Origin of the sequence: Pseudomonas sp. NPDC089428 (assembly GCF_044749325.1) — a bacterium.
GTDB lineage: Bacteria > Pseudomonadota > Gammaproteobacteria > Pseudomonadales > Pseudomonadaceae > Aquipseudomonas.
The window spans coordinates 199,594-219,871 of the sequence record NZ_JBIVHT010000002.1 but is presented as its reverse complement, the minus strand read 5'-3'; the positions used below and the strand labels follow the sequence as shown (position 1 = coordinate 219,871).

The 20,278-nt window shown below is 63.3% G+C and carries 21 protein-coding genes; 9 read left to right on the top strand and 12 right to left on the bottom strand.

The features are described from left to right. Positions 1-77: 77 nt before the first annotated feature. Both rimK and ACIPZ5_RS04350 read right to left on the bottom strand, forming a co-directional pair. Positions 78-983 carry a 30S ribosomal protein S6--L-glutamate ligase gene (rimK, locus tag ACIPZ5_RS04355; protein ID WP_015268602.1) on the bottom strand — a complete coding sequence of 302 codons (906 nt, stop codon included), beginning with the start codon at positions 981-983 and terminating at the stop codon, positions 78-80. Then, positions 980-1,462 carry an ATP-dependent zinc protease gene (locus tag ACIPZ5_RS04350; protein ID WP_085678653.1) on the bottom strand — a complete coding sequence of 161 codons (483 nt, stop codon included), beginning with the start codon at positions 1,460-1,462 and terminating at the stop codon, positions 980-982. The genes rimK and ACIPZ5_RS04350 overlap by 4 nt, the downstream gene beginning before the upstream one ends. A gap of 109 nt (positions 1,463-1,571) precedes the next feature. Between ACIPZ5_RS04350 and ACIPZ5_RS04345 the strand changes: the two genes are divergently transcribed. Further along, the gene (locus tag ACIPZ5_RS04345; RefSeq protein WP_313710268.1) at positions 1,572-1,973 is read left to right on the top strand and encodes a S4 domain-containing protein; all 402 of its coding nucleotides are present in this window, start codon (positions 1,572-1,574) and stop codon (positions 1,971-1,973) included. A 126-nt stretch (positions 1,974-2,099) separates the two neighbouring features. Here ACIPZ5_RS04345 and ACIPZ5_RS04340 read toward each other — a convergent pair whose 3' ends face one another. Next, positions 2,100-2,894 (bottom strand): phosphatase PAP2 family protein, encoded by a 795-nt coding sequence (locus ACIPZ5_RS04340; protein WP_400806905.1) that lies wholly within the window; start codon positions 2,892-2,894, stop codon positions 2,100-2,102. 119 nt (positions 2,895-3,013) lie between these two features. Here ACIPZ5_RS04340 and hslO point away from each other — a divergent pair, with 119 nt between their 5' ends. From hslO to ACIPZ5_RS04325, 3 genes are all read left to right on the top strand, one after another. Then, positions 3,014-3,913, top strand: a complete 900-nt coding sequence (gene hslO / locus ACIPZ5_RS04335; RefSeq protein WP_085678662.1) for an Hsp33 family molecular chaperone HslO — start codon at positions 3,014-3,016, stop codon at positions 3,911-3,913. Positions 3,914-4,092: 179 nt separating this feature from the next. Further along, positions 4,093-5,640 (top strand): phosphoenolpyruvate carboxykinase, encoded by a 1,548-nt coding sequence (locus ACIPZ5_RS04330; protein WP_085678665.1) that lies wholly within the window; start codon positions 4,093-4,095, stop codon positions 5,638-5,640. Between the two features lie 214 nt (positions 5,641-5,854). Continuing rightward, positions 5,855-6,295: an acyl-CoA thioesterase gene (locus tag ACIPZ5_RS04325; protein ID WP_400806903.1), complete on the top strand. Its 441-nt coding sequence runs from the start codon at positions 5,855-5,857 to the stop codon at positions 6,293-6,295. A gap of 57 nt (positions 6,296-6,352) precedes the next feature. Here ACIPZ5_RS04325 and ACIPZ5_RS04320 read toward each other — a convergent pair whose 3' ends face one another. From ACIPZ5_RS04320 to fdhD, 3 genes are all read right to left on the bottom strand, one after another. Then, the gene (locus ACIPZ5_RS04320) at positions 6,353-6,832 is read right to left on the bottom strand and encodes a glycine zipper domain-containing protein (RefSeq protein WP_054885905.1); all 480 of its coding nucleotides are present in this window, start codon (positions 6,830-6,832) and stop codon (positions 6,353-6,355) included. A gap of 213 nt (positions 6,833-7,045) precedes the next feature. Continuing rightward, the gene (locus ACIPZ5_RS04315; protein ID WP_400806899.1) at positions 7,046-9,391 is read right to left on the bottom strand and encodes an FdhF/YdeP family oxidoreductase; all 2,346 of its coding nucleotides are present in this window, start codon (positions 9,389-9,391) and stop codon (positions 7,046-7,048) included. 5 nt (positions 9,392-9,396) lie between these two features. Continuing rightward, entirely contained in the window at positions 9,397-10,227 is an 831-nt protein-coding gene (gene fdhD / locus ACIPZ5_RS04310) for a formate dehydrogenase accessory sulfurtransferase FdhD (RefSeq protein WP_400806896.1), read from the bottom strand. A 177-nt stretch (positions 10,228-10,404) separates the two neighbouring features. Here fdhD and lysM point away from each other — a divergent pair, with 177 nt between their 5' ends. Then, positions 10,405-10,845, top strand: a complete 441-nt coding sequence (lysM, locus tag ACIPZ5_RS04305; protein ID WP_261941923.1) for a peptidoglycan-binding protein LysM — start codon at positions 10,405-10,407, stop codon at positions 10,843-10,845. A 93-nt stretch (positions 10,846-10,938) separates the two neighbouring features. Here lysM and yrfG read toward each other — a convergent pair whose 3' ends face one another. Continuing rightward, entirely contained in the window at positions 10,939-11,601 is a 663-nt protein-coding gene (gene yrfG / locus ACIPZ5_RS04300) for a GMP/IMP nucleotidase (protein ID WP_400806893.1), read from the bottom strand. 64 nt (positions 11,602-11,665) lie between these two features. Between yrfG and nudE the strand changes: the two genes are divergently transcribed. Next, positions 11,666-12,232 (top strand): ADP compounds hydrolase NudE, encoded by a 567-nt coding sequence (gene nudE, locus ACIPZ5_RS04295; protein WP_015268611.1) that lies wholly within the window; start codon positions 11,666-11,668, stop codon positions 12,230-12,232. After that, positions 12,229-13,047: a 3'(2'),5'-bisphosphate nucleotidase CysQ gene (gene cysQ, locus ACIPZ5_RS04290; RefSeq protein ID WP_261941921.1), complete on the top strand. Its 819-nt coding sequence runs from the start codon at positions 12,229-12,231 to the stop codon at positions 13,045-13,047. Before nudE ends, cysQ begins: the two co-directional genes overlap by 4 nt. 112 nt (positions 13,048-13,159) lie before the next feature. On the opposite strand, the gene ACIPZ5_RS04285 is transcribed toward cysQ, so the two are convergent. From ACIPZ5_RS04285 to rfbC, 5 genes are read right to left on the bottom strand one after another with little or no spacing between them, the layout of a single operon-like run. Continuing rightward, positions 13,160-13,615, bottom strand: a complete 456-nt coding sequence (locus ACIPZ5_RS04285) for a YiiD C-terminal domain-containing protein (RefSeq protein WP_343594362.1) — start codon at positions 13,613-13,615, stop codon at positions 13,160-13,162. Next, positions 13,612-15,021, bottom strand: coding sequence for a sigma-54 dependent transcriptional regulator (locus tag ACIPZ5_RS04280; protein ID WP_343594361.1), 1,410 nt, complete (start codon positions 15,019-15,021; stop codon positions 13,612-13,614). Before ACIPZ5_RS04280 ends, ACIPZ5_RS04285 begins: the two co-directional genes overlap by 4 nt. After that, a complete protein-coding gene (locus tag ACIPZ5_RS04275) occupies positions 15,018-16,832 on the bottom strand; it encodes an ATP-binding protein (protein WP_400806890.1) in 1,815 nt (604 codons plus the stop codon). Before ACIPZ5_RS04275 ends, ACIPZ5_RS04280 begins: the two co-directional genes overlap by 4 nt. 38 nt (positions 16,833-16,870) lie before the next feature. Then, the gene (gene rfbD / locus ACIPZ5_RS04270) at positions 16,871-17,731 is read right to left on the bottom strand and encodes a dTDP-4-dehydrorhamnose reductase (protein WP_400806888.1); all 861 of its coding nucleotides are present in this window, start codon (positions 17,729-17,731) and stop codon (positions 16,871-16,873) included. Next, positions 17,728-18,270: a dTDP-4-dehydrorhamnose 3,5-epimerase gene (gene rfbC / locus ACIPZ5_RS04265; protein WP_343594358.1), complete on the bottom strand. Its 543-nt coding sequence runs from the start codon at positions 18,268-18,270 to the stop codon at positions 17,728-17,730. Before rfbC ends, rfbD begins: the two co-directional genes overlap by 4 nt. A gap of 451 nt (positions 18,271-18,721) precedes the next feature. Between rfbC and aguA the strand changes: the two genes are divergently transcribed. Together aguA and ACIPZ5_RS04255 are read left to right on the top strand one after the other, a co-directional pair. Next, positions 18,722-19,828, top strand: coding sequence for an agmatine deiminase (gene aguA, locus ACIPZ5_RS04260; protein WP_343594357.1), 1,107 nt, complete (start codon positions 18,722-18,724; stop codon positions 19,826-19,828). A gap of 183 nt (positions 19,829-20,011) precedes the next feature. Continuing rightward, positions 20,012-20,209 (top strand): hypothetical protein, encoded by a 198-nt coding sequence (locus ACIPZ5_RS04255; RefSeq protein ID WP_261944365.1) that lies wholly within the window; start codon positions 20,012-20,014, stop codon positions 20,207-20,209. The last annotated feature ends 69 nt before the right edge of the window (positions 20,210-20,278 follow it).

The window sequence follows — 20,278 nt, the reverse complement described above, 5'->3', positions numbered from 1 at the left end:
GATTCACATGTCCTGATGCCTTTGGAGCACCCTGGTGGGAGCGGGCTTGCCCGCGAAGAGGCCGGTACAGGCTTGAATCAGCCTTTGCCTTTGGTGCGGGTCTGATTCGGCCCGCCGTTCTTCTCCAGATGCTCGATGATCATCCCGGCGACGTTCTTGCCGGTGGTCACCTCGATGCCTTCCAGCCCCGGCGACGAGTTCACCTCCATCACCAACGGCCCGTGATTCGAACGCAGGATATCCACACCGGCAACGCTCAGCCCCATCACCTTGGCGGCACGAATGGCCGTCATGCGCTCTTCGGGGGTGATCTTGATCAGGCTCGCCACCCCGCCGCGGTGCAAGTTGGAGCGGAACTCCCCCGGCTTGGCCTGGCGCTTCATCGAGGCGATCACCTTGTCGCCCACCACGAAGCAGCGGATATCCGCACCACCGGCCTCCTTGATGTACTCCTGAACCATGATGTTCTGCTTCAGGCCCATGAAGGCCTCGATCACCGACTCGGCAGCCTTGGTGGTCTCGCACAGCACCACGCCGATGCCCTGGGTGCCTTCCAGCACCTTGATCACCAGTGGCGCGCCATTGACCATCTGGATCAGGTCGGGGATGTCATCCGGCGAGTGGGCGAAACCGGTAATCGGCAGGCCGATACCGCGACGCGACAGCAGTTGCAGCGAGCGCAGTTTGTCCCGTGAGCGGGCGATGGCCACCGATTCATTGAGCGGATACACACCCATCATCTCGAACTGGCGCAGTACCGCGCAGCCGTAGAAGGTCACCGAGGCACCGATGCGCGGGATCACCGCATCGAAGCCCTCCAGCGGCTTGCCGCGGTAGTGGATCTGCGGCTTGTGGCTGGCGATGTTCATGTAGGCCCGCAAGGTGTCGATCACCACCATTTCATGGCCCCGCTGGGTACCGGCTTCGACCAGACGGCGGGTGGAATACAGACGCGGATTGCGCGACAGCACAGCGATCTTCATGCAGCACCTGTGACAGGGGAGAGAGTGGCCGGATAGGCCGGTTTGTCTTGCACGTATTTCAGGCCGGGGTTGACCACCAGTTGGCCGTGTATGAGCGCCTTGGAGCCAAGCAGCAGGCGATAGCGCATGTTCTTGCGGCAGGCCAGGGTGAACTCCACTTCCCAGACCGCATCGCCCAGGGCGAGCGTGGTGCGGATCACGTAACGGGTCTGCGCCTGGCCGTTGGAGCTCTTGATGGTCTTCATGGTCACCAGCGGCGCTTCACAGCGGCGGTGACGCAACTGCACCACCGAACCAAGGTGAGCGGTGAAGCGTACCCAGGGTTGGCCGTCGCGCTCGAACGGCTCGACTTCGGTGGCATGCAGGCTGGAGGTGCTGGCGCCGGTGTCGATCTTGGCGCGCAGGCCCGCCACGCCCAGGTCGGGAAGGGCCACCCACTCGCGCAGGCCGATCACTGTCAGATGGTCAAATTTCTTCACGAAGCACACCCTGCGGATAAGGTGGTGAACTGTAAGCACGGCGGGGACTTTTTGCATCCGTCAGTTACGGTAGTACAGTTCGATGAAAGACAGAATTCGAGGTAACGAGATGGCACAAAAAGCCGAAGACGACGACAAGGTCCGCCTGGACAAATGGCTGTGGGCGGCGCGGTTCTACAAGACCCGTGCGCTGGCCAAGGCGGCGATCGAGAGCGGCAAGGTGCATTGCCGGGGCGAGCGCTGCAAGCCGGGCAAGGAGCCGCGGGTGGGCGATGAGTTCGTGTTGCGCACCGGGTTCGACGAGCGCACGGTCGTGGTAAAGGCGCTGTCGGTGGTGCGGCGCGGGGCGCCTGAAGCGCAGACGCTGTATGCAGAGACAGAAGAGAGCGTGCGCCGTCGCGAGCAGGCGGCCGAGATGCGCAAGGCGGGGGCGATGGGGGTGACCACCGATGGCCGCCCGAACAAGAAGCAGCGGCGGCAGATTCACCAGCTGCATGGGAGCTTTGAATAGCCGGGGCCGCTGCGCGGCCCATCGCAGGCAAGCCAGCTCCCACAGGAACGGCAAAGATCTCGGAACTTGCGCAATACCTGTGGGAGCTGGCTTGCCTGCGATGGGCTGCAAAGCAGCCCCTGTGCTCTAGCGGATTACCGCCAACCGTCCGACCAACGGCACCTTCTTCGCAATGGCGAACAATGGCGCCGTCCAGCGCAGCAGCAAGGCACTGCCCTTGGCCGCCAGCGGCGTGTGGCAGCTCCAGCCCAACGCCAGCACCGCCATCAGCAGGCCGCCGATGTAGTCGTCCTGCCCCCAGTGCGCCCCAGCCACCAGCCGCGGCATCATGAACAGAAATGCCAGGCCCCAGACCACCAGGTGCTGCACCAGGCGGCGGCTGAACAAGCTCATGAACAAGGCCCACACCAACAGCACCGAGGCGTGATCGCCAGGGAAACTGTTGCTCGAGCGGTCCTTCAGCTCCCAGGCTTTTTCCAGGTTCGGGTAGTAGCTGCTGAGGTGCACCACGTGGTCGAACGTCATCGAAGGGCTGTCATGTTGCCAGCCCATTGCATCCACCCACTTGGAAAACAGCGCGCGAATCACCACTAATAGGAGCAGCGTGACCAGAAAGCCAAAGAAGGCTTCGCGAACCTGGCTGGCCTTGAACACCCAATCGCCACGGATCAGCACGGCCAGAAGGGTCAGGCCAACGACGATGTCGAAGGGGCGCAGGCTGCCGACGGTCCAGATGTAACGCCAGGTCGTGTTGTCGGCCAACGGCGTATTGAGGCTATGGAATAGCCACTCGTCGAAAGTCAGGCACAGGATCTGGCCAATAGGCCATAACCAGAAACACAGTAGAGCGATGGGAAGCAGCGTACAGGCTGCCAATGGCCCCCAGGACCACCTTGCTTGGAACAGTGGTCGATTGTCCATAAAATACCTCTATTGCAAACAGGAACAAGAGCGCCTCGTGAGCGCTCTCCCACGGGGTCTCGCAGTAGTGCGACATCCCGTGTAACTATTTTGTCATCATTTTCAGATAGCCAAAACCTATGAGCGATTTGCCTGATACCGATTTCACCCAACGTTTCATCTTCGACGAGCGCGACGTGCGCGGCGAGTGGGTGTCTCTCGATGACAGCTATGCCGCGGTGCTGGCGCGTCACGAGTACCCGCAGCCGGTGCAGGCACTGCTCGGCGAACTGATGGCTGCCACCGCCTTGCTGGTCGGCGCACTTAAGTTCGACGGCCTGCTGATTCTGCAGGCGCGTTCCGAAGGGCCGATCCCGCTGCTGATGGTCGAGTGCTCGGGCGAGCGTGACATCCGTGGCATGGCCCGCTACGAAGCGGAGCAGATCCCGGCCGATGCCACCCTGGAGCAGCTGATGCCCGGCGGCCACCTGACCTTGACCATCGATCCGGTCAAGGGCCAGCGCTATCAGGGCACTGTCGACCTGGATGGTGCCAACCTGTCGGAGTGCTTCACCAACTACTTCGTGCAGTCGCAGCAGCTCAACACCCGTTTCTGGCTCAACGCCGAAGGTGGAAAGGCCCGTGGCCTGCTGCTGCAGCAGCTGCCACGCGACCGCCAGCCGGACGATGAAGAACGCGAGGACAGCTGGCAGCACGTGATTGCCCTGGCCAAGACGCTCAAGCCCGAAGAGTGGTCGGAAGACAACGAAACCCTGCTGCACCGCCTCTACCACGAGGACGCGGTACGCCTGTTCGACATCCAGCCGCTGCGCTTCAAGTGCAGCTGCTCGCGCGAACGTTCCGGCAATGCGCTGGTCAGTTTGGGCGAGCACGATGCCAAGGCGCTGGTCGAGGAGTGCGGTGGTACGGTGGAGATCGATTGCCAGTTCTGTAACCAGCGCTATTTCTTCGATGCCAGCGATGTGGCGCAACTGTTTGCCGGTGGTGGCACGGAAGCAGCGTCAGAAACTCGCCACTGAAACGTTTAATTTCAGGGGAATTTTCTGTCGAATTGCGCAAAAGCGCAGTTCTGACAGGAGGGGCCTACTTTTTTTGGGCGTTTCTGGCATAATCCGGCCACTTTTTTCGCTGTAGTAGTTTTTTCGAGACGACTACAAAACGTTTGGAGCACTCGGCCTCGGGCCGGATGGGGTATCTCATGACGCAAGCCAACAACACCGTGTACACCGACCTGAGCGTCGATAAGCTGGTTGAAGAAGCGCTGCAACGCGGTGAAGGCGTGCTGGCCGATACTGGCGCACTGGTAGTCGAAACTGGCCACCGTACTGGCCGCTCGCCGGCTGACCGTTTCATCGTCGAAGAACCTTCCACCCAGGCCGCCATCGCCTGGGGCCCGATCAACCGCAAGTTCCCGGCCGACAAGTTCGATGCCCTGTGGGCTCGCGTCGAGGCGTTCAACAACGCTCAGGATCACTTCGTTTCCTACGTTCACGTAGGGGCTGCTGCCGAGCACTACCTGCCGGTGAAGATGACCACCCAGACTGCCTGGCAGAACCTGTTCGGTCGTTGCCTGTTCATCAACCCGGAGCCAGGCCAGTTCAACCCGGCCGGTCGCGACCAGTGGCAGATCCTCAACGTCGCCAACTTCGTCTGCGAGCCTGAGCGTGATGGCACCAACTCCGACGGTTGCGTGATCATCAACTTCGCCCAGAAGAAGGTGCTGATCGCTGGCATGCGTTACGCCGGTGAAATGAAGAAAGCCATGTTCTCGGTGCAGAACTTCCTGCTGCCGGCCGCTGACGTGCTGCCGATGCACTGCGCTGCCAACATCGGCGAAGAAGGCGACGTGACCCTGTTCTTCGGCCTGTCCGGCACCGGCAAGACCACTCTGTCGGCCGACGAAAGCCGTTACCTGATCGGTGACGACGAGCACGGTTGGGGCGAAGGCGTTGTCTTCAACATGGAAGGCGGCTGCTACGCCAAGTGCATCGACCTGTCCGAGAAGAACGAGCCGGTCATCTGGAAAGCCATCAAGCATGGCGCCGTGCTGGAAAACGTCGTTCTCGACGCCAACAAGCACGCCGACTATGCCGATGTCAGCCTGACCCAGAACAGCCGCGCCGCCTACCCGCTGGAGCACGTCGCCAAGCGCGCCGAAGCCAACCTGGGTGGTGAGCCGAACGCAGTCATCTTCCTGACCTGCGACCTGACCGGTGTTCTGCCTCCGGTTTCGATCCTGAACAACGAGCAGGCGGCCTACCACTTCCTGTCCGGCTACACCGCGCTGGTCGGTTCCACCGAAATGGGTTCGGGCGGCGGCATCAAGTCGACCTTCTCCACCTGCTTCGGCGCACCGTTCTTCCCGCGCCCGGCTGGCGAGTACGCCGAGCTGCTGATCAAGCGTATCAACGCTTTCGGCTCCAAGGTCTACCTGGTCAACACCGGCTGGACCGGCGGTGGTTACGGCGTTGGCAAGCGCTTCAGCATCCCGACCACCCGTGGCGTGATCGCTGCCATCCAGAGCGGTGCTCTGGTCGGCGCCGAAACCGAGCACCTGGACATCATCAACCTGGACGTGCCGAAGGCCGTTCCGGGCGTTGACACCGAGCTGCTCAACCCACGCGCTACCTGGGCTGACAAAGCTGCCTACGACGAGGCCGCACAAGGCCTGGCCAAGCTGTTCATCGAAAACTTCAAGAAGTTCGAAGTTTCCGACGCCATCAAGGCCGCTGGCCCGCAGCTGTAAGCTGACCCCAGCCGTAACGAGAAAGCCGCCCCTTGGGGCGGCTTTTTTGTTTATGGCTGCCCTTGCCGGCCCTTTCGCGGCTAAAGCCGCTCCTACAGGTACAGCGGGCTTCCTGTGGGAGTGGCTTTAGCCGCGAATGGGCCAGCCCAAACGACACATCTCTGGAATTTCTGTTTCACTGTCTGCATCCATTTCCAAGATACGGGACCACAAGATGACCGAAGCCCCCAACCGCACGGCCTTCTCCCACTTCCACCCGATCCTCACCCGCCCCCAGGACAACGACGTCAACGGCCACATCGCGGGCGCAACCGTGCATGGCTTCTTCGAAACCGCTATCCAGGCCTTCCTCGTCGAACAGGCGAATGTGGACCTGCGCGATGGCGAGCTGGCGGCTTTCGTGGTGAGTTCGGCGGCAGACTTCTTCGCCTTGCCGGGCTTTCCGGATGTGCTGGAGGTGGGGCTGGGGGTGGCACGGCTGGCGGGCAGTACGGTGGAGTACCGCCTGGCGCTCTACCGTCCGGGGGAGGCCGATGCGTGCGCGGCGGGGACGGTGGTGCAGGTTTTCATCGAGCGCGCCAGCGGCAGGCCAGTACCACTGCCGGAGGCATTGCAGGTGATCCTGGCCGGCCTGCAGCTCGATCCGCAGGCATGAAAAAGCCCTGCCGGTGAGGGCAGGGCTTTTTTTACCCGAGGGGCTGGGCCTCAGGTATCAGTCGCGCCAGTGGCGCTTGTGCTTGCGGTGGCCATAGTGGTGGCCACGGTCGTAGTGGCGACGGTCGTCGTAGTCGCGACGGTAGCGGCGCTCGTCATGGCGCTCGTCTTCATCGGCCTTGTTGCCCATGTAGTTACCCAGCGCACCACCGGCACCGCCGCCTGCGGCCGCACCAATGTAACTACCGGTGGTGCCGCCCATCGAACGACCGACCACGTTACCGCCTGCAGCGCCCAGCGCGCCACCGATGGCGGCCTCGCCACGCTGGCGCTTGTCGGCACCCAGGGCGCCGCCGGCTGCACCGCCCAGGCCGGCACCAATGGCACCGCCAGTGCTACCACCGATGGAGTTGCCCACTACGGAGCCGAGTACCCCACCCAATGCGCCGCCAATGCCAGCCTCGGTATTGCCGCCTGCCATGGCAACGCCGCTGAGCAAGCTGAAAGACAACAACAGAATCGAGGAGTACTTCTTCATCGAGAAAGCCTCATAGAGATGACGAGGGCGAATTTGAGGCTACGCGAGCCAACTGGCAACGAAAATCCGACGAGTAACACGAGTTGTACACAATTCTCTAAGTTACTGTATTTTCTATGAAACTTTATCGATTTTCGCTTGTCTGAGCTTATTGTGACAAAGCCCTGGACCTCGCGGTTCAGGGCTTTTTTGGTTTTTGCGGGGCACTTTCGCTTAGAGGATTCGGCCGTCGTCCCGGGCGCGTTCAAGCTTGATGGCCACGAACTTGGACGTCGGCGTATGGCTGCCGTCGCCAATGCTTTCCAGCGGAATCAGCGGGTTCACTTCTGGATAGTACGCCGCCGCCTGCCCGGCAGGTATATCGAACGCCAGCAATGTGAAGCCATGCACACGGCGCACATGCGCGTCACCCCACAACGAGACGATGTCGACCTTCTGCCCAGGCTGGAAGCCCAGGCGGATGATGTCGGCCTCGTTGGCGAACAGCACCTCGCGCTGGCCGCGCACGCCGCGGTAACGGTCGTCCAGGCCGTAGATGGTGGTGTTGTACTGATCGTGGGAGCGCATCGACTGCATGATCAGGTCCGGCAACTGGCCGCTGGCGCGCACGCGCTCGTCGATCAGGGTGTCAGGCAGCAGGTTGGCCTTGAAGTTGGCGCGGCCCGTGGTGGTCTTCCACTGGCGGCTGCCGGCACTGTTGCCCAGGTAGAAACCGCCTGGGTGGGCCAGGCGCTGGTTGAAGTCGGCAAAACCGGCAATGGTGTCGCCGATCAGGTCGCGGATGCGGTCGTAATCGGCCACCAGCCAGTGCCAGTCCACCGGGTGCTTGCCCAGGGTGGCGGCCGCGATGCCGGCAACCACGGCCGGTTCTGAGCGCATCTGGGACGACAGCGGCTTGAGCTGGCCATTGGAGGCGTGCACCATGCTGAACGAGTCTTCCACGGTAACTGCCTGCGGCCCGTCGGCCTGCAGGTCGATGTCGGTGCGGCCCAGGCACGGCAGGATCAGTGCCTGTTTGCCGTGGATCAGGTGGCTGCGGTTGAGCTTGGTGCTGATGTGCACGGTCAGTTCGCAGTTGCGCAGGGCCTGTGCGGTACGTTCAGTGTCCGGGGTGGCCTGGGCGAAGTTGCCGCCAAGGCCGATGAAGACTTTCGAACGGCCGTCGAGCATGGCGTGGATCGCCTCGACGGTGTTGTGGCCGTTGTGCCGTGGCACCGGGAAGTTGAAGCGCTTTTCGATGGCGTCGAGCAGGGCCACCGGCGGGCGTTCGTTGATGCCCATGGTACGGTCGCCCTGCACGTTGCTGTGGCCACGTACCGGGCACAGGCCGGCGCCCGGCACGCCAATGTTGCCGCGCAGCATCTGCAGGTTGACGATTTCCTGGATGGTCGGCACCGAATGGCGGTGCTGGGTGATGCCCATCGCCCAGCACATGATCACCCGCTTGCCACGGCAATACATGCGTGCTGCCAACTCGATGTCGGCCAGCGTCAGGCCGGATTGCTCCTGGATGTGCGACCAGGAGGTGGCGTCTACCGCTGCCAGGTATTCCTCCACGCCATGGCCGTGTTCGGCGATGAACACGTGGTCGAGCACTGCCGGCTCGCCCTTGGCCTGCGCTTCACGTTCCCATTGCAGGACGAACTTGGCCATGCCGCGCAACAGCGCCATGTCGCCGCCCAGCGCCGGGCGGAAGAACGCGGTGTTGGTCGGGCGGTCGCTGTTGGTCAGCATCTCCAGCGGGTTCTGCGGGTGCTGGAAGCGCTCCAGGCCACGCTCCTTGAGCGGGTTGACGCAGACCACCTGGGCGCCACGTTTGACCGCGTCGCGCAGTGGGTCGAGCATGCGCGGGTGGTTGGTGCCCGGGTTCTGGCCCCAGACAAAGATCGCATCGGCGTGCTCGAAGTCATCATAGGTGACGGTGCCCTTGCCGACGCCAACGCTCTGCCCCAGCGCCACGCCACTGGCCTCATGGCACATGTTCGAGCAGTCAGGGAAGTTGTTGGTGCCATAGGCGCGCACGAACAGCTGATACAGGTAGGCCGCTTCGTTGCTGGCACGGCCGGAGGTGTAGAACTCGGCCTGGTCAGGGCTGGTCAGCTTGTTCAGCTCGCGGGCGATCAGGGCAAAGGCGGCATCCCAGGCGATCGGCTGGTAGCGATCGCTTTGTGGGTCGTAGACCATCGGCTCGGTCAGGCGGCCCTGGTACTCAAGCCAGTAGTCACTCTGTTGCAGCAGGGCGTTGACGCTGTAGCGGGCGAAGAACGCCGCATCGACACGGCGTTTGGTGGCCTCCCAGTTGACCGCCTTGGCACCGTTCTCGCAGAACTTGACCATACCGCTTTCGGGCGAATCGCCCCAGGCGCAGCCGGGGCAGTCGAAACCGCCGTTCTGGTTGGTCTTGAGCAGGGCGCGGATGTTCTTCAGCGCGTTGTCGCTGCCGACCCAGGCCTTGGCTACGCTGCGCAGCGCGCCCCAACCACCGGCGGGGCCGTGGTAGGGCTGGTAGCGAGGGGTGGAGGCAGGGGCGTTGTCCGGGAGTTGCTGGTACGAGGTCACGACTGTTACGACTCCGCCGCTGGGCTGTAGACCCGCGGTGCACTGTGTTTGGGCAGATGAATGAGGTTGAGGTTGTGCTTGCGGGCCCATTGCAGGGCAAGGCCGGTGGGAGCCGAGAGGCTGACCAGGGTCTGGATGCCGGCGCGCAGCACTTTCTGGATAAGCTCCAGGCTGCAGCGGCTGGTGACGATGGCCAGGCCGCCCTTGCTGCTGATGCCTTGGCGCAGCAGGGCGCCGATCAGCTTGTCCAGGGCGTTATGCCGGCCGATGTCTTCGCGGCCCATCAGCAATTCGCCTTGGGCGTTCATGAACAGGGCAGCGTGCACGGCACCGCAGTGCTGGCCCAGCGGTGTGAACGCATCGATGCGCTCACGCAGGCCCGCCAGCCATTGCGCCGGCGGCAACGGTGCACCCGGCAGCGCGCTCAGTTCCGGCAGCGCCTGCTCCAGGGCTTCCACACCACACAGGCCGCAACCGCTGGTGCCGGCCAGCTGGCGGCGCTGGTTCTTCAGGTTCCAGAACGCACGGCTGGATATCTCCAGGTCGGCGTACATCGCCGAACCACTGCCGGAAAGCTTCAGGTCATAGATTTCTGTCGTGCCTTCGACGATGCCGCTGCCGACGCTGAAACCGACCGCAAAGTCTTCCAGGTCGGTGGGGCTGACCAGCATCACCGCCTGGTTCAGGCCGTTGTAGGCAATGGCCAGGGCGACTTCTTCGGCCAGCGGCGTGCAGGCGCGTTCGCCGTCGCTGAGCTGGACGTAGTCGTAGGTGTTGCTGGCGGCGGGCAGGGCCAGAGGCATGGAGGCTGCGCACACCGGAGGTTTGCTTGGCATCGGAAGGCTGACGCTTGGCGGCTGTTTGATAGCACAAGCCTAGGCCGCAGGGCCGGGCGCGTCTAATCGCTAGGGTCTATGCCTTGATAGAGCGCGTCGATTGGTCGCAGAGGGGCGGTAAGGGAGATCCTGGCCTAGACTCCTGGCTCCGAGGTTAACGTCAACAAGGAGCGCGTCATGAGCCTGTTCAGTTTCGTGAAGGAAGCCGGCGAGAAGTTGATCGACCTGCTGACTCCCGGCAATGCCAACGCCGAGGAGCAGTTGAAGAAACACGTGGAAAGTGTCGGCCTGGGCAACCCGAACATCTCGGCCACTGTAGAGGGTGACAAGGTCATTCTCAAGGGCGAGGTGGCCAGCCAGGAGGAGAAAGAGAAGATCATTCTCGCCGCCGGCAACATCGAGGGAGTGGCCAGCGTCGATGACCAGATCACCGTGACCGGGCCGGTAGTGGCGGCAGCGAGGTTCGTTACCGTGAAAAAAGGAGACACACTGTCGGCCATTTCGGTTGTCGTATACGGCAATGCCAACCAGTACAACAAGATCTTCGAGGCCAACAAGCCGATGCTCAAGCACCCGGACAAGATCTATCCGGGGCAGGTGCTGCGCATTCCTGACTGATCTCTGCTGCCTGGTCCGGCCTGATCGCGGATAAATCCGCTCCTACAGGAGATTGCGAATCTCTGTAGGAGCGGATTTATCCGCGAAGGGTCCTCACAGGCCAACCAGTAATTCCCGGTAATCCTCGACCGCTGCAAACTCTTCGGTATCACGCGGTTGCGCCTGGCTGTCAGGCTGGCGCACTGCCAGCAGATGCCCCACGCCAAAGCGCCGCGCACTGCGCAGGATGGCCAGGGTGTCGTCGATGAACAGGCTGCGCGCCGGGTCGAAGCCGATATCCACCTGCAACGCATCCCAGAACTGCGGGTTTTCCTTCGGGTAGCCGTAATCGTGCGAACTGATCAGCCGCTCGAAATACGGCGCCAGTTCCACCCGCTCCAGCTTCAGCGACAGGGAATCGCGATGGGCATTGGTGATCATCACCACACGTTTGCCCGCCTTGCGGATGGCCGCGAGGAAGGTGTCGGCATCCGGCCGCAGGGCGATCAGGTCGGCGATTTCGCGCTTGAGTTCGCGAATCGGCAACTTCAGCTCGCGGCTCCAGAAGTCCAGGCAATACCAGTTGAGCGTGCCGGCATTGCGCTCGAACAGTGGCAGCAGCTCCATTTCCGCCATGGCCCGGCTGACCCCGTGCAGCTCGGCGTAGCGCTGGGGCAGGTGGTCGAGCCAGAAGCGGTTGTCGTAGTGCAGGTCGAGCAGAGTGCCGTCCATGTCCAGCAGGACGGTATCGATGGCAGACCAGGGAAGAACAGGCATGGGAAATTCTCGATCAGTCGGCAAGCCACGGTATAGTAACGCGTTCACGCCAAGGAGCCGCCCCATGCGCCAGAAACCCACCGTCCTCAGCCGCGAAATCGTCGCCAGCAGCCGCCTGTTCCGGGTCGAGGCCGTACAGCTGCGCTTCAGCAATGGCAACGAGCGCACCTATGAGCGCCTGGTTGGCCGTGGCAATGGCTACGGTGCGGTGATGATCGTGGCCATGCTCGACGCCGAGCATGCGGTACTGGTCGAGGAATACTGCGGCGGCACCGACGAATACGAGCTGTCGTTGCCCAAAGGCCTGATCGAGCCGGGTGAGGACGTGCTGGCCGCCGCCGACCGTGAGCTCAAGGAAGAAGCCGGCTTTGGCGCTCGCCAGCTGGAGCACCTGACCGAGCTGTCACTGTCGCCTGGCTACATGAGCCAGAAGATCCAGGTGGTGCTGGCCAGCGACCTTTACGAGGAGCGCCTGGAGGGCGACGAGCCGGAGCCTATGCGGGTCGACAAGGTCAACCTGCGCGAGCTTTCGGCCCTGGCCATGCACCCGCAGTTCACCGAGGGGCGGGCGTTGGCGGCGCTGTACCTGGCCCGCGACCTGCTGATCCAGCGGGGGCTGCTCGAAGCATGAACGACCTGCAACTGATGCACGAAGTGGTCAAGCTCGCCCTGTTGGCCGGCGAGGCCATCCTGCCGTTCTGGCGCGCCGACGTGGCGGTGACCAACAAGGCCGACGATTCGCCGGTGACGGCTGCCGACCTGGCTGCGCATCGGGTCATTGCCGATGGCTTGCTGGCGCTGGCACCGCAGATTCCGGTGCTATCCGAAGAGGACTGCAATATCCCGCTGGCCGAGCGCCAGGGCTGGAGCCGCTGGTGGCTGGTCGATCCGCTCGACGGCACCAAGGAGTTCATTGCCGGGAGTGAGGAATTCACCGTCAACATCGCGCTGGTCGAGAACGGCGAGGTGGTGTTTGGCGTGGTGTCGATGCCGACCAGCGGGCGCTGCTATTTCGGCGGTCGCGAGCTGGGGGCTTGGCGTGCCGAGGCTGGCGGTGAGGCCATGCCGATCCAGGTGCGCAACGCACCGCCTGCCGATGGGCGGTTCACCGTCGTGGCCAGCCGTCGCCATTCCAGCCCCCAGCAGGAGGCGTTGCTGGCTGGCCTGAGCGCTGCAGTGGGTGAGCTGGCGCTGGCGAATATTGGTAGCTCGTTGAAATTTTGTCTGCTGGCTGAAGGGAGTGCCGACTGCTACCCGCGCCTGGCGCCGACTTCGCAGTGGGACACGGCAGCGGCCCAAGGCGTGCTGGAAGGTGCCGGTGGTGAGGTGATCGAAGTCGATGGCCAGCCGTTCCGTTACCCGGCGCGCGAGTCGCTGTTAAACCCGTTCTTCCTCGCGTTGCCTGCCAACGCTAGCTGGCGCCAGGCGTTCCTTGACCTGATATGAAGCTCCATTGTGGGAGCGGGTTCACCCGCGAACACGGGCGAAGCCCGTGCCATCCATCGCGGTGTCTTCTTCGCGGGCAAGCCCGCTCCCACAGGGATCGCGCCAGCCGCTGTCAGCGGTGAAGGACGTACTGCCCGCTGAAGGTGACGGCGGGTTCGTCGCTGCCAACATTGCTGACCGTGGTTTCCAGCGTCAACCTGGCCCGGCCACGGCGTTGATACATCGTCAGGAACCGCTCCCAGGTCTTTTCGTCCGGCGCCGTACAACGCGCCAGCGCCGCGCCGGTTACCGGCAGTGGATAGCTGATCTGGCCCTCCTGGATAACGATGTGCCCGTCACCGATGCCCAGTTCACGCAGGCGCAGGTGCAGCCAGCCCCAACCCACCAGCACTGCGGCGCAGTACAGGCTGCCGCCGAACATGGTGCTCTTGTGGTTGACGTTGGCGGCCAGCGGCAGTTGCAGGCGCAGGGTCTGGGCTTGCCAATCGATGACTTCCAGGCCCATTTCGCGGGTCAGTGGAATGTCGCCGTGCAGCACGGACTGCAGGTATTGGCTATCGGAACTCATGGGCGATTTTCCTCGTGGTCGTCGCTGCCGCTGCTACCGCCTTCAAAATGCAGGCCGTGCTTGCGCAGCTTGTCGTGCAGGGTCTTGCGCGGGATGCCGAGGGCTTCGGCGAGGCTGCGCATGGAGCTGTGTGGCTGGGCCAGTTCGGCGGCGATCAGTGAACGTTCGAACTGCTCGACCTGTTCGCTGAGATTGCCCAGCAGGATCGGCGCAGCAGGGGCGGGGGCAGCTGGCGCCTGGCCATCGAGGGCCAGCTCCAGGCCCAGGGCAAAGCGTTCGGCAGCGTTCTGCAGTTCGCGCACATTGCCCGGCCAATCATGACGCAGCAGCATGGCGCGCTGGGCGGGTTGCAGGTTGTGCGGCGGCAGGCCGTGGCGCTGGCTGGCGGCGTCGGCGAAGTGCTGGAACAGCACCAGGATGTCGTCGCCGCGTTCGCGCAAGGGTGGAATGCGCAGCGGCGCCACGTTCAGGCGGTAGTAAAGGTCGGCGCGGAAGCGGCCTTGGTCGGCGGAGGTGCGCAGGTCTTCCTTGGTGGCCGCGATGATGCGGATATCCAGCGGAATCAGCTGGTTGCCACCGAGCCGCTCGACCACCCGCTCCTGCAGCAGGCGCAGCAGCTTCACCTGCACGTCCAGGCTCATGCTCTCGATCTCGTCGAGGAACAGCGTGCCACCGTTGGCGAACTCGAACTTGCCGATACGGCGCTTCTGCGCACCGGTGAAGGCACCCGGCTCGTGGCCGAAGAGCTCGCTTTCGACCACCGATTCGGCCAGCGCGCCGGCATTGATCGCCACGAACGGGCCTGTACGGCGGCTGGACAGGTCGTGCAGGGCGCGGGCGACCACCTCTTTGCCGGCACCGGTTTCACCGAGGATCAGGACATCGGCCCGGGTGCCCGCCAGGGCGCCGATCTGTTCACGCAAGCGCTGCATCGACGGTGAATGGCCGACCAGCCGGGTGGCCAGTTGCTGGCGGTCGCTCAGGGCCAGGCGCAGGCTGCGGTTGTCCAGCACCAGGCGGCGCAAGGCCAGGGCGCGCCGCACGCTGTCGAGCAAGGCGTCGCTGGCGAAGGGCTTTTCCAGGAAGTCGTAAGCGCCCGCGCGCATGGCCTGTACCGCGAGCGGCACATCGCCGTGCCCGGTGATCAGCAGCACTGGCAGTTCACTGTCGCGGCCGTGCAACTGCTCCAGCAACTGCAGGCCGTCGATGCCTGGCATGCGGATATCGCTGACCACCACGCCCGGCCAGTCGGGCTCGATGCGCTCGGCCAGGCCTTGGGCGTCGGCCAGGGTGACCACCTTGAGCCCGGCCAGGTCGAGGGTCTGGCTCAGGGCCTGGCGCAGGTGCGGGTCATCATCGACCAGAATCACCTGGGCCTGGCTGTCGATGTAAGGCTCGGTCGTCATGCCGAGGGGTCCTCCGAAGTGGGCAAGGTAGCGCCGGGTGCGGCCACGCGCAGTTGCAGGGTGAGCAGGGCGCCACCTTCGGGGTGGTTGGCCAGCAGCAGTTCACCGCCCAGGGCGCGCATCAGGCTCTCGCAGATGGCCAGGCCCAGGCCCAGGCCCTGGGTACGGGTCTTGGTGGTGAAGAACGGCTCCTTGGCGTGCTCCAGGGCCTGGCGGCTGAAGCCTGGGCCGTTGTCGCGAATGTACAGGTAGACGTAGTCATCGCGCTGTTCGGCACTCAGCCACAGGCGCCGGGGGTTGGCCTTTTCGGTCAGGGCGTCGAGGGCGTTGGCCAGCAGGTTGCCAAGCACCTGGCGCAGACGGGTTTCGCCGGCTTGCACCCACAGGGTGGCCTCGGGCAGGTCACGGATCAGTTCCACGGCCATTGCCCGGCGGCGCTTGGCGAGCAGGGCCAGGGCATCATCCAGTGCCGGTTGCAGGGCCACGCTTTCCGGGGCGTGGCGGTCGCGGCGGGCGAAGGCGCGCAGGTGGGCGATGATCGAGGCCATGCGCCCGGTCAGTTCGCCAATCAGCTTGAGGTTGCCGCGGGCATCCTCGGTGCGTTGGTGGTCGAGCAGGATTTCGGCGTTTTCCGCGTAGCTGCGGATCGCCGCCAGTGGCTGGTTGAGCTCATGGCTGATGCTTGCCGACATGGTGCCGAGCACCGACAGCTTGCCGGCCTGGACCAGTTCGTCCTGGGCGCGTACCAGCTCCTGCTGGGCGTTCTCACGTTCAAGCACGGCGCTTTTCAGCCGGGTGTTGAGGCCTTCGAGTGCGGCGGTACGCTCGGCCACGCGTGACTCCAGTTCCTGGCGGCCACGGGCCTCGAAGTCGATGCGGTCTATGTAGTGGCGGCGCCGCTGCATCACCAGGCCGGCGAACAGCATCAGCACCAGCAGGGCGCCGGCGCCGATGGCCATGACCGTCTGCACCGAGCGATCGACCAGCAGGCGTGGGGCGAGGATGCTCACCTGCCAGCCGGTTTCCTTGATGTCGCGGGTCTGGGTGAGCCAGGCGTCCTGGTTGAGCACCAGCGGCTGCGGCGCCTGGGTCGGGTAGGGCTGGATGGCGATGATCGCCTGGCGCTCGGCTTCGGTCAGCGCGCGGGTGGCGCGAAAACGCCAGTCGGGGCGCGAGGTGAGGATCACCACGCCGTTGTGGTCGGTCAGTAGCAATTGCTCGGGGGTACGGCCCCAGAGGGTTTCGGTGTGGTCGAGGTCGACCTTGACCACCAGCACGCCAACGATACGTTCCCTGTCGCGTACGGCGGCAGCGAAGAAATAGCCGCGCTTGGCCGAAGTGGTGCCCTGGCCGAAGAAGCGACCAAGGTGGCCGGCCATCGCTTCGTTGAAGTACGGGCGGAAGGAGAAATTGCGGCCGACGAAGCTGTCCTGCTTGTCCCAGTTGGAGGCGGCCAGGGTGTTGCCGCTGACGTCCATCAGGTACATCACTTCGGCACCGGTCTGGTGGACGATGTCCTTGAGCAGGCGGTTGGCATTGGTGACCGCCTCGAGGCGGAACGGGTCGGCCAGCACGCCGCGCAGCGCCGGCAGGTCGCCGAGGATCTGCGGCAGGGTTTCGTATCGGTGCAGGGTGCCGAGCAGGTTGGCGACGTACAGGTCGAGGGTCTGACGGTTCTGCGAGGCCAGTTCTTCCTGGTAGTAGCGCTCGGCCAGGTGGTGCAGTGGCCATAGCAGGGGCGCCAGGCACAGGGCCAGCAGGGCCAGGCTGCGCCAGCGGGGGCGGCGAGGGGGTGTGGGTTTTGCAATCATCGCGTAAATGCGCCAGATGGGTCTGGCGCAATTATGCGCTACTTGAGGCAGTCGATCAGCGCTTGCTGCCAGTGCGGCAGGTGTACGTCCCACTCCTTGGTCAGGCGCGAGCAATCCAGGCGAGAGTTGGCCGGGCGGCGGGCTGGGGTCGGGTACTCGCTGGAAGGAATCGGCAGCAGTTCGGCGCAGGGCAGGCCGCGCGCCTTGAGTTGTTCACCGATAGCCTGGGCGAAGCCGAACCAGGACGTTTCGCCTTGGGCCGTCAGGTGATAGGTGCCCCAGGCGCCGCGCTGCCCGGCTTGCCAACGCTCGATCAGCGCCCGGGTGGCGACGGCGATGGTCGTGGCCCAGGTGGGGGCGCCGATCTGGTCGTTGACCACACGCAGTTGCGGTTTTTCCTGCAACAGGCGCTGCATGGTCAGCAGGAAGTTGCGCCCGTACAGCGAATAGACCCAGCTGGTGCGCAGTATCAGGTGCTCGCCATCCACTGCGGCTATGGCTTGCTCCCCGGCGAGTTTGCTGCGCCCGTAGACACCCAGCGGGTTGGGGTGGTCGAGTTCGGTGTAAGGCAGGGCCTTTTCACCATCGAAGACATAGTCGGTGGAGTAGTGGATGAGCGGCGCGCCCAGGCGAACCGCCTCTTCGGCCAGCACCCTTGGGCCTTCGGCGTTGATCGCGAAGGCCAGGTCAGGTTCGCTTTCGGCCTGGTCCACCGCAGTGTGGGCGGCGGCGTTGATGATCAGCTGCGGGGCCAGGCGTCGCAGTGGCTCGCGCAGGTCCTCGGGGCAAGCCATGTTCAGTTGTTCGCGGCCTAGCACATGCACTTCGCCAAGCCCGTTCAACTGCGCCTGCAGCGCCTGAGCGACTTGGCCGTGGTGGCCACAGACGAGAATTTTCATGGAAACAGGTCCGCGTCTTTCAAAAGCACGGCAGCCTGGTCCTTGGCTGACAGGGTCGGGTTTTCGATGCCCCAGTCGATGGCCAGATCAGGGTCGTCCCAGCGGATCGAGCGCTCGGCGGCGGGGTTGTAGTAGTCGGTGGTCTTGTACAGGAAGTCGGCCGTTTCGCTCAGTACCAGGAAACCGTGGGCGAACCCGGGCGGGATCCAGAACTGCAGGTGGTCAGTGGCGCAAAGGCGACGGGCCACCCAGCGGCCAAAGGTCGGCGAGCTGCGGCGGATGTCCACGGCTACGTCCAGTACTTCGCCATGTACCACGCGCACCAATTTCCCCTGAGGGTTGTCGATCTGGTAATGCAGGCCGCGCAGCACGCCGCGCTGGGAGCGCGAATGGTTGTCCTGGACAAAATGGCCGTCGAAGCCGGTCTGTTTCTTGAATTCGCGGGCATTGAAGCTTTCAAAGAAGAAGCCACGGCTGTCGCCGAAGACCTTAGGTTCGATGATGACTACGTCGGGTATCTCGGTCGCTATGATATTCATGGAAATTCTTCGGTCAGTGTGCTGAAGGTCCGACCTTGAAAGGTCCGCTCTAAGTCCGCCGCCCTGGCTAACTGAGCCTAGATCGGCTGGCGGTGAGCCAGCACGAGCCCACCTGCTGATTTCATGTTTGCACCGGGTTATCGGCCACAGGGCCGGGTTCCCAAGCAGAAAAATGAAACAGGTTTCATCTTGAAGCTTTTTGGCACAGTGACGCAGCCTGCGAAGCGATTATATCGAACGTCGTGTCAGGATTGATCTTGATAGACCGTTTGTCGATCAATATCGGTAAAAAATAGATGTTTTGCAGGTATTGATCGTTGTAAAGGCTTCTAATGTCGATATCTATCGGTTATAAATTAGCCATTCGCCGCGGGCATCACACACCTTCGGAAATGTCGCATTCACTTGCTATCCATTGACCATCGGCCTAGTGCCTTTGCAGAGGTTATCCATGAAGACCCTCAACTCCACCCCCCGCGCCGACGGTTTCCACATGCCCGCCGAATGGGCCCCGCAAAGCCAGGTCTGGATGGTCTGGCCCGAGCGTCCGGACAACTGGCGCCTGGGCGGCAAACCGGCCCAGGCAGCGCATGTCACCTTGGCCAAGGCAATTGCCCGCTTCGAACCCGTAACCGTGGCCGTTTCCGCCGGTCAGTACGAAAACGCCCGTCGCCAGCTCGACCTGCCGAACATTCGTGTGGTGGAAATCAGCAACGACGACGCCTGGGTGCGCGACACCGGTCCAACCTTCGTGATCAACGACCACGGTGAAGTACGTGGCGTGGACTGGGGCTTCAATGCCTGGGGCGGCTTCGACGGCGGCCTGTATGCGCCCTGGAACCGGGATGAGGAACTGGCGGCCAAGGTGCTGGAAATGGAGCGCTGCCAGCGCTATCACACCGAAGGCTTCGTACTCGAAGGCGGTTCGATCCACGTCGACGGCGAAGGCACCCTGATCACCACCGAAGAGTGCCTGCTCAACCGCAACCGCAACCCGCACCTGAACCGCGAACAGATCGAAGAGATCCTGCGCGAACAACTGGCGGTGGAAACCATCGTCTGGTTGCCCGAAGGCCTGTACAACGATGAAACCGACGGCCACGTCGACAACTTCTGCTGTTACGTCAGCCCTGGCGAAGTGTTACTGGCCTGGACCGATGATTCCAACGACCCCAACTATGCCCGCTGCCACGCTGCCTACGAGGTGCTGAAAAACACGCGTGACGCAAAAGGCCGCGAGTTTGTGGTGCACAAAATGCCGATCCCTGGCCCGCTGTTTGCCACTGAAGAAGAATGCGCCGGTGTCGATCAGGTGGCCGGTAGCCAGGAGCGCGACCCGTCGGTGCGCCTGGCCGGTTCGTACGTGAACTTCCTGATCGTCAACGGTGGCATCATCGCGCCGAGCTTCGACGACCCGGCAGATGCTCAGGCCAGAGCGATTCTTGCCAAAGTCTTCCCGGACCACGAAGTGGTGATGATCCCGGGTCGCGAACTGCTGCTCGGCGGTGGCAACATCCATTGCCTTACCCAGCAGCAGCCGGCGCCGGTCAAGCGCTGATAGATGCCAACCAAGAAGCCCGTCAGATGACGGGCTTTTTTTTGCTCCGACGATATCCGGAAGGCCGGATGGCATAGGTTTTGTATTGTTTTTCAGGGAGTTAACTGAGCAGGCCGGGCACACCGTACTGTAACAATCACGACGTAGATTAACCGCTCACGGGCCCAGGGAGTACGTGTGGACATGAACGCAGCAAGTGAGACGGCTTTGCGCCCATCGGCAGTCAATCATCAATCGCTCAGGGTTCTGGCGCAGTGGTTGAAACACCATGGAGGCAAACGGGTCAGGACGACCGACCCTCGACGTCTGCTTGACGGCCGCTATCCTCAAGGGCTGATCAGCGATGCTGAGCTGGATGCGCTGCTGGGGGTCTGGCACTGACCAGGGCAGGAGCCCGCCCCAAGAAAAAGCGCCACCGTGATTGCGGTGGCGTTTTCGTTTGTGAAGGGT